Annotated in this window: 12 protein-coding genes and 1 pseudogene; 6 read left to right on the forward strand and 7 right to left on the reverse strand. The window is 67.4% G+C overall.

Annotation, left to right across the window (positions count from 1 at the left end):
- A partial coding sequence (locus tag ACE3TU_RS11610) for an ATP-binding protein (RefSeq protein ID WP_374624320.1) occupies positions 1-765 on the reverse strand: 765 nt, incomplete at its 3' end.
- Between the two features lie 184 nt (positions 766-949).
- Between ACE3TU_RS11610 and yajC the strand changes: the two genes are divergently transcribed.
- The 5 genes from yajC to ACE3TU_RS11635 all read left to right on the forward strand — a co-directional run bounded on the left by yajC (position 950) and on the right by ACE3TU_RS11635 (position 6,978).
- A complete protein-coding gene (yajC, locus tag ACE3TU_RS11615) occupies positions 950-1,294 on the forward strand; it encodes a preprotein translocase subunit YajC (RefSeq protein WP_374624322.1) in 345 nt (114 codons plus the stop codon).
- A gap of 117 nt (positions 1,295-1,411) precedes the next feature.
- Positions 1,412-3,967 (forward strand): protein translocase subunit SecD, encoded by a 2,556-nt coding sequence (gene secD, locus ACE3TU_RS11620; RefSeq protein WP_374624324.1) that lies wholly within the window; start codon positions 1,412-1,414, stop codon positions 3,965-3,967.
- 4 nt (positions 3,968-3,971) lie between these two features.
- A complete protein-coding gene (locus tag ACE3TU_RS11625; RefSeq protein WP_374624326.1) occupies positions 3,972-4,361 on the forward strand; it encodes an Mth938-like domain-containing protein in 390 nt (129 codons plus the stop codon).
- Positions 4,358-5,197, forward strand: coding sequence for a phytoene/squalene synthase family protein (locus ACE3TU_RS11630; protein ID WP_374624328.1), 840 nt, complete (start codon positions 4,358-4,360; stop codon positions 5,195-5,197). The genes ACE3TU_RS11625 and ACE3TU_RS11630 overlap by 4 nt, the downstream gene beginning before the upstream one ends.
- Before the next feature lie 26 nt (positions 5,198-5,223).
- A complete protein-coding gene (locus tag ACE3TU_RS11635) occupies positions 5,224-6,978 on the forward strand; it encodes a DUF4153 domain-containing protein (protein WP_374624330.1) in 1,755 nt (584 codons plus the stop codon).
- Positions 6,979-6,987: 9 nt separating this feature from the next.
- Here the strand turns inward: ACE3TU_RS11635 and trmFO are convergent, their stop codons facing one another.
- The 3 genes and pseudogenes from trmFO to ACE3TU_RS11650 form a co-directional block, all read right to left on the reverse strand.
- Positions 6,988-8,382, reverse strand: coding sequence for a methylenetetrahydrofolate--tRNA-(uracil(54)-C(5))-methyltransferase (FADH(2)-oxidizing) TrmFO (gene trmFO / locus ACE3TU_RS11640; protein ID WP_374624332.1), 1,395 nt, complete (start codon positions 8,380-8,382; stop codon positions 6,988-6,990).
- 48 nt (positions 8,383-8,430) lie between these two features.
- Positions 8,431-9,105: a hypothetical protein gene (locus tag ACE3TU_RS11645; RefSeq protein ID WP_374624334.1), complete on the reverse strand. Its 675-nt coding sequence runs from the start codon at positions 9,103-9,105 to the stop codon at positions 8,431-8,433.
- A 205-nt stretch (positions 9,106-9,310) separates the two neighbouring features.
- A pseudogene (locus tag ACE3TU_RS11650) lies at positions 9,311-9,475 on the reverse strand (FAD-dependent oxidoreductase); the annotation flags it as partial.
- Positions 9,476-9,525: 50 nt separating this feature from the next.
- On the opposite strand from ACE3TU_RS11650, the gene ACE3TU_RS11655 reads away from it, so the two are divergent.
- Positions 9,526-10,173, forward strand: coding sequence for a glutathione S-transferase family protein (locus tag ACE3TU_RS11655; protein ID WP_374624336.1), 648 nt, complete (start codon positions 9,526-9,528; stop codon positions 10,171-10,173).
- A gap of 94 nt (positions 10,174-10,267) precedes the next feature.
- Here the strand turns inward: ACE3TU_RS11655 and ACE3TU_RS11660 are convergent, their stop codons facing one another.
- The 3 genes from ACE3TU_RS11660 to uvrA form a co-directional block, all read right to left on the reverse strand.
- Entirely contained in the window at positions 10,268-10,417 is a 150-nt protein-coding gene (locus ACE3TU_RS11660) for a DUF1127 domain-containing protein (RefSeq protein ID WP_374624338.1), read from the reverse strand.
- 207 nt (positions 10,418-10,624) lie between these two features.
- Positions 10,625-10,771, reverse strand: coding sequence for a hypothetical protein (locus ACE3TU_RS11665; RefSeq protein ID WP_374624340.1), 147 nt, complete (start codon positions 10,769-10,771; stop codon positions 10,625-10,627).
- Positions 10,772-10,952: 181 nt separating this feature from the next.
- Positions 10,953-13,370: excinuclease ABC subunit UvrA (gene uvrA / locus ACE3TU_RS11670; RefSeq protein ID WP_374624342.1), on the reverse strand; the 2,418-nt coding region annotated here is incomplete at its 5' end.

Below are 13,370 nucleotides of genomic sequence, written 5' to 3' on the forward strand. Positions count from 1 at the left end.
GTCGTCGATATCGATGCCGTACTGGTCGCAGTAGCCGCGGATCATGGCGAGAAAGGTCGGCTGGTCGCAATTGTGGAAGCCGAGCCAGAGCCCGAACCGGTCGCTGAGCGAGACCTTCTCGTCGACCGCCTCGCCGGGGGTGATGGCGGTCGATCGCTCGTTCTCCACCATGTCGCGCGGCATCAGGTGACGCCGGTTCGAGGTCGCGTAGAACAGCACGTTCTCGGGGCGGCCCTCGAGGCCGCCATCGAGGATGGTCTTCAGCGACTTGTAGCTGGTCTCGTCCTTGTCGAAGCTCAGGTCGTCGCAGAAGACGATGAACCTCGCATCCTCCCGGGCGATCAGCCGCATCAGGCGCGGCAGGGCCTCGATATCCTCGCGCGCGATTTCGATGAGCACCAGCCGGCGGATGGCGGCCTCGCCCAGCCCGTTGACGTGGGCGTGCACGGCCTTGACGAGGGAGCTCTTGCCCATCCCCCTCGCGCCCCACAGCAGGGCATTGTTGGCGGCAAAGCCGCGCGCGAACTGCAGGGTGTTGGCGAGGAGGATGGCGCGGACGTCGTCGATGCCCCGGAGCAGGTCGAACGGCACCCGCGACACGCGGGGCACGGGCATCAGCGCGCCCGCCCCGGCATCCCAGTGATAGGCATCGGCATTGGCCAGCACGGTTCCCGACGGCGCCCGCTGCGGCGCGAGCGCCTCGAGACTGTCGGCGATGCGGCTCAGGGCGGCCGCGATCGCCGCCGAATGTTCTTCGTTCGCCAAGGACTTGACCTCCCGGATCGGCAACGGTTGTGCCGCAGCCGCAAGGCCTTTGCAATCCTGAGGCTCCACCTCTATATTCCGCGCGATTTTGCCGGGTGGGACTGCCCAACGCCGGAAACCCGCCCTATATGGGCCAAAGAGCGGCCATCCGACGTGCCGACAGCCATCTAGCAAGGAGACCTTGATGTTCGTGACCCCCGCCTTCGCGCAAGACGCAGCAGCATCCTCGATGGGTGCAGGGGACCTTCTGATCCAGTTCGCGCCGATTCTCCTGCTCGTCGTGATCTTCTGGCTCCTGATCTTCCGTCCGCAGCAGAAGCGCATGAAGGCCCACCAGGCGATGCTCTCGGCCATCAGCCGGGGTGACACTGTGGTGACCTCGGGCGGGCTGGTCGGCAAGGTGACCAAGGCGGTCGACGGCGAGGACCTCGAAGTCGAGATCGCGCAGGGGACACGGGTCAAGATCACCCGCGGCGGCATCACCGACGTGCGTTCCAAATCGACTCCGGTCAACGACAACAAGGCCTGATCCGCCTGGATCGACCCGCAGCCGGCCGCCCAGGCCGGCTGACGCATTTCTGACATAGACGCGGAGCCAATGGCACCGCTCGCCCGATGGGCGCCACACGGGACTCCTGGCTCCGACATGCAATTCTCGCCGATCCGCACCGCCATCATCGTCATCGTCGCCGTGCTGGGCATCCTGCTGACCATCCCCAGCTTCCTGCCCAAGGACGTCCTCGACGGCCTGCCGCTGCCGTTCAAGCAGACCGTGGTGCTGGGCCTCGACCTGCAGGGCGGTTCGCACCTGCTGCTGCAGGTCAATCGGGAGTCGATCATCACCGAACGCATCAAGTCGCTCCGGCGCGACGTGCGGTCCAAGCTCGCCAACGAGAACGGCATCGGCAACCTGATCACCACCGGCCCGGATTCGATCACGGTCGAACTGACCGATCCGACGCAGAAGGCGGCGGCGATAACGGCGGTGCAGACGCTGCAGAACAATGTCTCGTCGACCTTCGGCGTCGGCGGGGTGCCGGAACTGGCCTTCTCCGAGACCACCGACGGCAAGATCGTCGTCAGCCTGACGCCGGAGGGGATCACCGAGCGAATGGCCTCGCTCGTCGCGCAGTCGATGGAGGTGATCCGCAACCGCGTCGACGAAGTGGGGACGACGGAGCCGACCATCCAGCGCCAGGGCCAGGACCGCGTGCTGGTGCAGGTGCCCGGCTTCGAGGATTCCTCGCGGCTCAAGGACCTGATCGCAAAGACGGCGCGGCTGACCTTCCACCTCGTGCATCCCTCGATGACGGCCGCGCAGGCCCAGGCGCAGGGTATCCCCTCGGGCTACTTCATCCTGCCGAGCGCCGATGGCGGCGAGGAACTGCTGAACGAGAACGTGGAACTCGGTGGCGAGGCGCTGACCAACGCGCAGCCGGGCTTCGACCAGCAGACGTCGCGCTCGGTGGTGAGCTTCCAGTTCGACACGCGCGGCGCCATCACCTTCGGCGAGATCACCTCGAAGAACGTCGGCAAGCGCTTCGCGATCGTGCTCGACAACCAGGTGATCACCGCCCCGGTCATCCAGCAGCCGATCACCGGCGGCTCCGGCCAGATCAGCGGCAACTTTACCGCGCAAAGCTCCAGCGACCTCGCGGTCCTGTTGCGCGCCGGCGCCCTGCCGGCGACGCTCGACGTGGTCGAGGAACGCTCCGTCGGTCCGAGCCTGGGCGCCGACTCGATCCGGGCGGGCATCACGGCCGGCGCCGTGGCGTCGGTGCTGGTGCTCACCTTCATGGTGGTGGCGTACGGGCTGTTCGGCCTGTTCGCCAATGTGGCGCTGCTGCTCAACATCGTGCTGATCCTGGGTTCGCTCTCCGCGCTCGGCGCGACGCTGACCCTGCCCGGCATCGCCGGCATCGTGCTGACCATCGGCGTGGCCGTGGACGCCAACGTGCTGATCTACGAGCGCATGCGCGAGGAACAGCGGGCCGGCAAGTCGATCCTCGCCTCGCTGGACGCCGGTTTCCATCGCGCCTGGGGGACGATCATCGACTCCCACCTGACGCAGCTCATCGCGGCGATCGTCCTGTACTTCCTCGGTTCCGGGCCGATCCAGGGCTTCGCGGTGACGCTGGCCCTCGGCATCCTGACCTCGCTGTTCACCGCCTATACGGTGACGCGCTTCTTCATCTCCATCTGGTATCGCGTGCGTCGGCCCAAGACGCTGAAGATCCAGCATTTCCGGTTCATCCCGGACGGCACGAAGATCGACTTCATGAAGATGTCGCGCACCGCCATCATCCTGTCGGTGGTGCTGACCGTGCTGGCCGTGGGGGCCGCCTTCTTCAAGGGCTTCAACCTCGGCATCGACTTCGTCGGCGGTTCCGCCATCGAGGTGCAGCACACGGCGGAGGGCGACGCCGACCCGGCCAAGGTTCGCGAACTGCTCGAGCCGCTGGGGCTGGGCGAAGTGCAGGTGCAGAGCTTCGGCACGACGCAGGACCTGCTGGTGCGCATCCAGCTGCAGCCGGGGGGCGACGCCGAACAGCAGGTGGCCGTGCAGGAGGTCACCAAGGTGCTGGCGACGGAGAGCTACGAGGTGCGCCGTACCGAGGCGGTGAGCGGCACGGTGTCGGGCGAACTGGCCTTCAACGGCACCCTCGCGGTGCTGGTGTCGCTGGTGGCGATCCTGCTCTACGTGTGGTTCCGGTTCGAATGGCAGTTCGGCCTCGCCGCCGTCACCACCACGGCCCATGACGTGATCATGACCGTGGGGCTGTTCTCGGTCACAGGGCTCGAGTTCAACCTGTCCTCGATCGCGGCAGTGCTGACGCTCGTCGGCCTGTCGCTCAACGAGACGGTGGTGATTTCCGACCGCGTGCGCGAGAACCTGCGCAAATACAAGAAGATGACGGTCCCGGAGATCATCAACCTGTCGATCAACCAGACCATCGTGCGCACTTCGCTGACGCAGTTCACCGTGCTGCTGGCGCTGTTCCCGCTGGTGTTCTTTGGCGGCGAGTCGATCCGCGGGTTCACCATCGCGATGACCTTCGGCTCGATCTTCGGAATGTACTCGTCGGTGTTCATCGGCGGCCCGATCCTGATCTACTTCGGGCTGAAGCCGCGCGGCGAGGCGGAAGAGGCCAAGGAAGCCAAGGCCAAGGCCGATCGGCGCGCCGACGGGGCGGCGGTCTAGGGCCTTGGCCGAGCCGGGCGAGGGGTTCTACCCCTATCAGGCGCCGATCGAGGCCTACGGCAATGGCGGCTTCCGGTTCGCCGGCATGTCGCATCGCGGTTCGCTCCTCTGCCTGCCGACGGGAATGCACCGCTGGGGCCCGACGAAGGCGGCCGAGATCACGCCCGAGAGCCTCGCACCGGTCTTTGCCTGTGCGGCAGACCTCGATGTGCTGCTGATCGGGCTCGGGACGGACATAGCGGGCCTCGACCCGGCGATCCGGGACAGGCTGCGGGCCGACCGCGTCATCGTCGAAGCGATTGCCACCGGGGGCGCGGTGCGCACCTACAACATCCTGCTGGGGGAGAGCCGGGCCGTCGGCGCGGCGCTGATCGCGGTCGAGCGGGCGCGATGAGCGCCAAGGACGACTATGTCGCGACCTTTCTCAGGGAGGCCGACCGAGACCGCTATTTTGCCAGCCTGCTGGTGACGGCGCCCGAGCGCGATGCCATCCAGGCGCTCTACGCTTTCGCGGCCGACGTCGCCGCCATTCGCGATCGGGCGCGCGAGCCCGCCGCCGGCGAGATTCGCCTGCAGTGGTGGGTCGACGCGCTCGGGGGGGAGGGACACGGCCATGTCCGCCAGAATCCGCTGGCCGCGGCGCTGCTCGACACCCTGGCCAGCTACGACCTGCCCGCCGGCCCGCTGCTGCGCCTGCTCGCCGCGCGCCGCTTCGACCTCTACCAGGACCCGATGCCGGATATCGCAAGCTTCGAGGGCTATGCCGGCGAGACCGTCTCGGTGCTCTACCAGCTCGTCGCCATGGTGCTGAACGGCGGCGCCGAGGTGGAGACCGGCGATGCCGCCGGCCATCTGGGCGTTGCACACGCGCTGGTCGGTCACCTGCGCGCGTTCGGCTACAATGCCAGCCGCGGCCGCATCTTCCTGCCGATGGCGGTGTTCGCCGCCAACGGCGTCGGCGACGGCGAAATCCTCAGCGGCAGCGACAGCGAGGGACTGCGCAGCGCCCTGGCGCAGGTCGGGGACCTGGCACGCGATCACCTCGACAAGGCGCGGGTTGCCATCGCCGCGCTTCCCCGGCCAGCGCGCCCGGCGTTTGCGCCGATCGCCCTGCTGTCGCGCCAGTTGCGTGCCGTGGAGCAGGCGCGGGCGCCGTTCGGCACCGCTCCCGACCTTGCCGATTGGCGCAAGATTGCCGCAATGACATGGTGGGCATGGCGCAACGGGTGAGGGCCGAGATGGATCTGCGAGGCTGGTTGGAACGTCAGGCTCCGGACTTCATCGCGACTTTCCGACGCTTCCCATTTGCCATCCTGCTGGCCGCGCTCAACACCGCCGTCGTCATCGGCGCGATCAACGAGGTCGCCTGGCTGCGCGACGAGGCGTGGGCGCGTGCGGCACTCGGGCTGAGCACGGCGGCCGTCAGCGCCGTCGCAGGCGTGTACTTCCGCGAGAGCCAGCCGGAGTCCCGCAGTGTCGGGATCGGGCTGAACTGGGTGTTGCCACTCGTGGTCGTCGCCTTGTTCCAGGTCACCGACATCGCCTGGGTGGTGCCGTGGGCGCTGCCGGTGATCTCCATCCTCTGGCTGTCGGTCTCGCCCTTCACCCGCATCGGGCGCGGCGCGGCGCGTGAGGCGCAGCAGAACCGCTTCTGGTGGATCAATCACCAGGCGCTGACCACGGCCGTCATCGGCGCCGTCGGCTACCTGCTGATCGCGCTCGGGCTGTTCGCCATCGAGCGCTCGCTGTCGGTGCTGTTCGGACTGTCGACGGGCGATCTGTTCTACCGCTGGGTGCTGCCGTTCGCCGGGCTGTTCCTCACGCCGGTCTACTGGCTCTCCACCCTGCCGCGGCTCTCCGCCTTCGATGCCGAGGCGCTGGAGAGACCCGAGTTCCTGTCGCGCGCCGTGGGCTTTCTCGGCCAGTTCGTGCTGGTGCCGCTGCTGCTGATCTATAGCCTGATCCTGCTGGCCTACACGGCGCAGATTGCCGTCACCCAGCGCCTGCCGCAGGGGATGATCGGCTGGATGGTGCTGGGCTTCGTGGTGATCGGCGCCGCCACCTGGCTGGTATTGCACCCGCCCTTCATGCGCGAGCGGGCGCTGGTGCGCTTCTTCCGCCGCTGGTGGTTCTGGCTGACGCTGGTACCGCTGGGGCTGTTCTTCCTTGCCGTCTACATCCGCGTCGAGGCCTACGGCCTCACCGACGAGCGCGTGCTGCTGCTGGCCGGCGGCACATGGGCGGCGGTTCTCGCGGTGGTGTTCCTGGCGGGGCGGGGCGATATCCGGCTGGTCCCGGCGCTGGCGGGGGCGATCCTGCTGCTGATCTCGATCGGCCCGTGGAACTACAGCCACCTGCCGATGATCCAGCAACTGAGCCGTCTCGACGCGGTGGTCCTCAATGCCGGCGCCGACCAATCGGCCAGCCCGCCGCGCGCCAACTGGAGCCCGGAGGAAGTCGCCGAGGCGCGCGGCAGCATCGACTACCTGACCCAGTCCCGTGAGGGACAGAAGCGGGTGCGGGAGCTGTTCGGTCGCTACGGTGTCACCTGGTCGCCCGACCTGGACGGGGCCTACGTGATCTTCGAGGCGCTGGGGCAGGACATGGGGTCCGATCCGGCGGCCCAGAACTTCGTGACGCTGCGTCGTGACCTCGATCGCCAGTTCGTCGACGTCTCGGCCACGCCATTCCTGGTTCGCCCGGTGGCGGTCTACGGGAGCAGCATGCTCGCGGCCCGGCCGCTGTGGTTCGAGGGCAAGGATGGCGCGCTGCGGGTCGGTCCGTTCGGCTCCGACGCCGAGGCGGGGGTGCCGATCGACCTCGCGGCCTGGTTCGAGCGGCAGGGCAGCGCTTTCGCCGAGCCCTGGATCGACTTCAGCGTCGCCGGCGCCGACTACCGCCTGGTGGTCAACTCGCTGAGTTTCGAGCGAAACGGCGGGGCATCGGGGCAGGGCGCACTGTCGTATCTGGAAGGCGAACTGTTCGCGGCGCAGCCGCCGGCGGCACCCTGACGCCGGGCGTCAGGCCCAGGCCTTGATATCCTCCAGCGCCCGGGCGGTGATGGCTTCCTTCTTGGCGATGGTCTTTTCGGTCGATTTCCAGCGCCCGACCAGCCCATCGGGCTTCGCTATCGAGACCGGCGGGAACAGGCCGAAATTGACGTTCATCGGCTGGAAGCTCCGCGCCCCGGAATAAGCCTCGGCCTCGAGGTGGCCGCCGGTGATGTGGTTGATCAGGGCGCCCATCGCCGTGGTCGAGGGCGGAATGGCGAGGCTTTCGCCGCGAGCGTCGGCAGCGGCGAGCCTGCCGGCCATCAGCCCGACGGCGGCGCTTTCGACATAGCCCTCGACCCCGGTCACCTGGCCGGCAAAGCGCAGCCGCGGCATGGCCTTGAGCTTGAGGTCCGGGCCAAGCACCCGGGGTGAATTGAGGAAGGTATTGCGGTGCAGCCCGCCCAGCCGCGCGAACTGCGCGTGCTCGAGCCCGGGAATCATGCGCAGGATCTCCGCCTGCACGCCGTAGCGCATCTTGGTCTGGAAGCCGACGATGTTCCACAGCGTGCCGAGCGCATTGTCCTGGCGGAGCTGCACGATGGCGTGCGGCTTGACCGTCGGGTTGCGCGGGTTGGTGAGGCCCACCGGCTTCATCGGCCCCCAGCGCAGCGTGTCGCGGCCGCGGCTCGCCATCACCTCGATGGGCAGGCACCCGTCGAAATACGGCACCTTCTCCCAGTCCTTGAACTCGTGCAGCGGGGCGGCGAGCAGGGCATCGACGAAGGCGTTGTACTGGGCTTCGTCCATCGGGCAGTTGAGATAATCGGCGCCGTTCCCCATCGGCCCGACCTTGTCGTAGCGCGACTGGGCCCAGACGATGTCGCGGTCGATCGACTCGCCATGCACGATCGGTGCGATGGCATCGAAGAAGGCCAGGGAGTCTTCGCCGGTCAGCTGCTGGATGGCCGCCGCAAGGGCCGGGGAGGTGAGCGGCCCCGTCGCCACCACCACGTTGTCCCAGTCTTCCGGCGGCAGCCCGGCGATCTCGCCGCGCTCGACGCTGATATTGGGGTGGCCGGCGATGGCCGCGGTCACCGCGTCGGAGAACGCGTCGCGATCCACAGCCAGCGCGCCGCCGGCCGGCAAGGCATGGGCATCGGCCGCGCGCATGATCAGCGAGCCGCAGCGGCGCATCTCCTCGTGCAGCAGGCCCACGGCATTGTGCCGGTGGTCGTCGGAGCGAAAGCTGTTGGAGCAGACCAGTTCGGCAAAGCTGTCCGTCTGGTGCGCGTCGGTCTTCCGGACCGGCCGCATCTCGTGGACGATGACCCTAGCGCCGGCTTCCGCCGCCTGCCAGGCCGCCTCGGAACCGGCCAGACCGGCACCGATGACGTGGACAATTCCGTTGGTGGATTTCAGCATGGAGCGGGAGATAACAGGCGTGGCCGGGCCGCGCAACGCGTCAACCTGCTAGTCGAGCCAGGGGAACCCGTCCGGATTGGCGCGGGCCCTCGCCAGGACCGTCTCGTCGTCGTGGCCACGCATCTGCTGGAGAAACGGAAAATCCTCCGGGTCTACGGCGAGGCGAGCGAGCGGCGTCACCTCCGACAGGCATGCCCATTGCGGCACATGCCCCCGCGCGCCATCGATCACCATCGGCGGCATCGCTTCGAAGCCGTTGGAAGGCAGTAGATAGACCGTGCCCGGCCGATAGGGACGCCGCACCCGCGCCGGCTCGCTGATGGAAAAGAAGTAGTACGGCTCGCCGAGCGTGCCGTCGACAGACTCGATGCGCACGGCCGAGTTCAGCAGCAATATGGGATGCGTCGCGCGATCCAGGATGGCGTAGTAGAGCGGCCAGATGCCGTCCCGGGCCCCGTAGACGGCCGAACGGTCGCCGAAGGGATGCGCGTCATTGGCCTTGCGCGGCTCGAATCGGGCGATTGCGGCGTTCTGCGACCCGTGGAGGATGAGGCCGTGCTGGTCCGCCACATGGCAGAGAAACTGCCACTTCGGCGCAGCAAGTCGATAGTCCAGAGTCCCCCCCGGACCGGCCCGTACCGCCGCTTCGAGCAGCGCATCAAAGGCCGCGAGCAGTGCGGGGTCGTCCGGCATCGGCGGCCGGGGCAGCATGTGGTCTGGCATTGGCGGCATCGGCAAGCCCATTCGTCCCCCGGCAGCTTATCGCCTCCAGCGGCCACGTCCATTGCGGCACTGGTGCGCGAAGGACGCGCTGTGCAGACGGCACGAGGCGACGAACCGGCCAAGACGCCAGGACGCCCGCTTCGGTCAGGAAGCCAGCGTTCTGTGGATGCCGTCAGCAGTCGAGGCGAGGCGCGAACCGTCAGCCGACGAGTTCGGCAAAGCCGTCCGTCTGGTGTGCGTCGGTCCTTCCGACCGGACGCATCTCGTGGACGATGACCCTTGCGCCGGCTTCCGCCGCCTGCCAGGCCGTCTCGGAACCGGCGAGACCGGCACCGATGACGTGGACAATTCCGCTCGCTTGCTGTGACATGGGCGGGAGATTGCAGGCCCTCTGGCAGGGCGCAACGAGGGGAGGGGCCAATGGCCATTACGCTTTGGGGCCGGCTGAACTCGGCCAATGTGCAGAAGGCGGTCTGGGCGCTCGGCGAACTGGAGCTGCCCTACCAGCACGTACCGCTCGGCGGCTCGTTCGGCGGCACCGACACGCTGCAATACCTCGCCATGAACCCCAACGGACTGGTGCCGACACTGCGCGACGGCGAGCTCACCGTCTGGGAGAGCCATGCGATCGTGCGGTATCTCAGTGCGGAGTACGGCAGCGGCCTGCTGTTCCCGATGGAGGCGCGCGATCGCGCCGAGGTCGATCAATGGACCGACTGGACCGCCACGACGTTCCAGCCGGCCTGGATCGCGCTGTTCTGGCAGAAGGTGCGGACGCCGGTGGAAAAGCAGAACCAGGCGGCCATCGACAAGGCGCTGGCCGACTCGGTGCGCTGCTTCCGCATGCTCGACGATCGGCTGGGTGACGTGCCGTACCTGGGCGGCGAACAGCTGACCTACGCCGACATCGTGGCGGGGGTGTCGCTGTTCCGCTGGTCGACGATGCAGATCGAGCGGCCGTCGCTCCCCAATGTCGAGGCCTGGCACGCCCGGCTCGAAGAGCGCGCCGCGTTCCGGCAGGCGGTCAATGTCTCGTATGACGAGCTGGCGGGCCGGCTGTCGTTCTAGGTCGCAGCGAGGGGCCCCGAAAAGACGAACGCTCGCTTCTATGGGGAAGCGAGCGTTCTAGGATACGGCAGCAAACAAACCGGTGCGCGAGCCGTCAGATGGTACGCGCATGGTCACGTGCAATGCGCGAGATGTCGGTGCGCGCGATGCCGAGGTCGCTCAGCTGACGATTGTCGAGAGCGGCAAGCTCACGGACGGTCTGCTGGTAAGCGGCCCACTTCTTCAGCGTGGTACGAATGCCCATTTGGGAGTCTCCTTTCGTCTACGCCCTGAAGATAGGGGGGCTGGCTCGGGTTGAGCAGGGGTCGATGTCTCAGGACCGATATGCGAATTTTGCATGGCGAGAGGCGAATCCGTTCACGTTCTCTTCAGGCTTGCGGCAGGAGCGAGGCAAACGGAAGGCCGCCGGAGGGACCGGCGGCCTTCCGTCATGGTGAACAGGGCGTGCGTTTCAGCGGTCGAACAGGCCGCGTGTCATCTTCTGGAAGTCGGTCCCGGAAAGCCCGAGCGCATCGCGGGTTGTCGGGACTTCCATCTCGCGCAGCGTCTGCTTGATGTCGACCAGCCGCTTGATGCGCCAGACAGCTCTGACAAACATGGCAGTCTCCGTATCCAGCCAACAGGCGCGCAGGATGGCCCGATTTGCCGCGACGCGCACGGGCCGAAACATCAGTGCCGGCATGCGCCAGGCGCATGGCAATTTCACGCGGCGGTCATAGTCGGGGTGCGGGCGGACACACCGTCGCCGCAATGCTGAACGGGCTATCCCCGCCTTGCCGTCACTCCGCGGCCGTCCGCTGCGGCCGGCGCTGCATCACCTCGTTGAGGAACCGACCGGTGTGCGAGCGCGGGTTGGCGGCAATGTCCTCGGGCGTGCCGATGCCCACCACCTCGCCGCCGCCATCGCCGCCCTCGGGTCCCATGTCGATGATCCAGTCGGCGGTCTTGATGACCTCGAGATTGTGCTCGATGACCACCACCGTGTTGCCGGTCTCGACCAGCTCGTGCAGCACCTCGAGCAGCTTGGCGATGTCGTGGAAGTGGAGCCCGGTAGTCGGTTCGTCGAGCATGTAGAGGGTGCGGCCGGTGGCGCGCTTCGACAGCTCCTTGCTGAGCTTGACGCGCTGCGCCTCGCCGCCCGAGAGCGTCGTCGCCGGCTGACCGACCTTGACGTAGCCCAGGCCGACGCGCTGCAGGGTGGCGAACTTCTCGCGGATCGAGGGCACGGCGGCAAAGAACTCCACCGCCTCGTCGATGGTCATGTCGAGCACGTCCGATATGGACTTGCCCTTGAACTGCACCTCGAGCGTCTCGCGGTTGTAGCGCTTGCCCTTGCAGACGTCGCAGGTGACGTAGACGTCGGGCAGGAAGTGCATCTCGATCTTGAGCACGCCGTCGCCCTCGCACTTCTCGCAGCGGCCGCCCTTGACGTTGAAGCTGAAGCGACCGGGGCCGTAGCCGCGCGACTTGGCCTCCGGCAGGCCAGCGAACCACTCGCGCATGGGGGTGAAGGCGCCGGTATAGGTGGCCGGATTGGAGCGCGGCGTGCGACCGATCGGGGACTGGTCGATATCGATCACCTTGTCGAGAAACTCGAGGCCGGTGAGGTGGTTGTGCGGCGCCGGGTTGACGCGGGCGCCGTTCAGGCGCCGCGCCACCGCCTGGTAGAGCGTGTCGATCATCAGGGTCGACTTGCCGCCGCCGGAGACCCCGGTAATGGCGACGAACAGCCCGAGCGGCACATCGACCGAGACGTTCTTGAGGTTGTTGCCGGTGGCGCCGTCGATGTGCAGTTTGCGGGCCTTGTTCGGCAGCCGCCGCTCGATCGGCATCGGGATGGCCAGCGCACCGGAAAGGTACTTGCCGGTGATGCTGGCCGGATTGGCAATGATGTCGGCCGGGGCGCCTTCGGCGACGATGTGCCCGCCATTGACCCCCGCACCCGGCCCGATATCGACCACATAGTCGGCGGTGAGGATGGCGTCCTCGTCGTGCTCGACGACGATCACGGTGTTGCCGAGGTCGCGCAGGCGCCTGAGCGTTTCGAGCAGGCGCTCGTTGTCGCGCTGGTGCAGGCCGATGGAGGGCTCGTCGAGCACGTAGAGCACACCGGTGAGGCCGGAGCCGATCTGGCTGGCCAGCCGGATGCGCTGGCTCTCGCCGCCCGACAGCGAGCCGGAATTGCGCGCCAGCGTCAGGTAGTCGAGCCCGACATCGTTGAGAAAGCCCAGCCGCTCGCGGATCTCCTTGAAGATGCGTTCGCCGATCTGGCGCTGCTGCTCGGTGAGCTTGGCGGGCAGCTCGCGGAACCAGTCGGCGGCGGCGCGGATCGACTTGTCCGAGACCTGGCCGATGTGCAGCCCGTCGATCTTGACCGCCAGCGCCTCGGGCTTCAGCCGATAGCCGTTGCAGGCGAGGCAGGGCGCCTGCGACATGTACTTCTCGATTTCCTCGCGCATGCCGGCGCTCTCGGTCTCCTTGTAGCGCCGCTCGAGATTGCCGATGACGCCCTCGAAGGGCTTGGTCGACTTGTAGGTGCGGAGGCCGTCGTCGTAGACGAAGTTGATCGGCGTGGTGCCGGTGCCGAAGAGCACGGCGTGCTGCACCTCGAACGGCAGCTCCTCCCAGGCGGTGCCGGTGGACGCGCCGAAGTGCTTCACCACCGCCTGCAGCGTCTGCTGGTAGTACGGCGCGCTGGTCTTGGACCAGGGCAGGATGGCGCCGTCGCGTAACGACAGGGTTACGTCAGGCACGATCAGGTTCGCGTCGATCTTCTGCTCGGTGCCGAGCCCGTCGCAGACGGGACACGCGCCGAACGGGTTGTTGAACGAGAACAGCCGCGGCTCGATCTCCGGGATGGTGAAGCCGGAAATGGGGTCGGCGAACTTCTCCGAGAAGATCAGCCGCTTCGGCGTCGTGCCATCCTCCTCGAACTGGTCGGCGAATTCAGCGAAGGCAATGCCGTCGGCGAGCTTCAGGGCCGTCTCGAAGCTCTGGGCGAGGCGACCGGCAATGTCGCCGCCGGTGACGATGCGGTCGACCACCACCTCGACATCGTGCTTGATCTTCTTGTCGAGGTTGGGCGCATCCTCGATGTCGTGGAACTCGCCATCGATCTTGACGCGCTGAAAGCCCTTGCGCATCAAGTCGTTGAGCTCGCGCTTGTACTCGCCCTTGCGGCCGCGCGCGATCGGCGC

Origin of the sequence: Devosia sp., assembly GCF_041917035.1 — a bacterium.
Classification (GTDB): domain Bacteria; phylum Pseudomonadota; class Alphaproteobacteria; order Rhizobiales; family Devosiaceae; genus Devosia_A.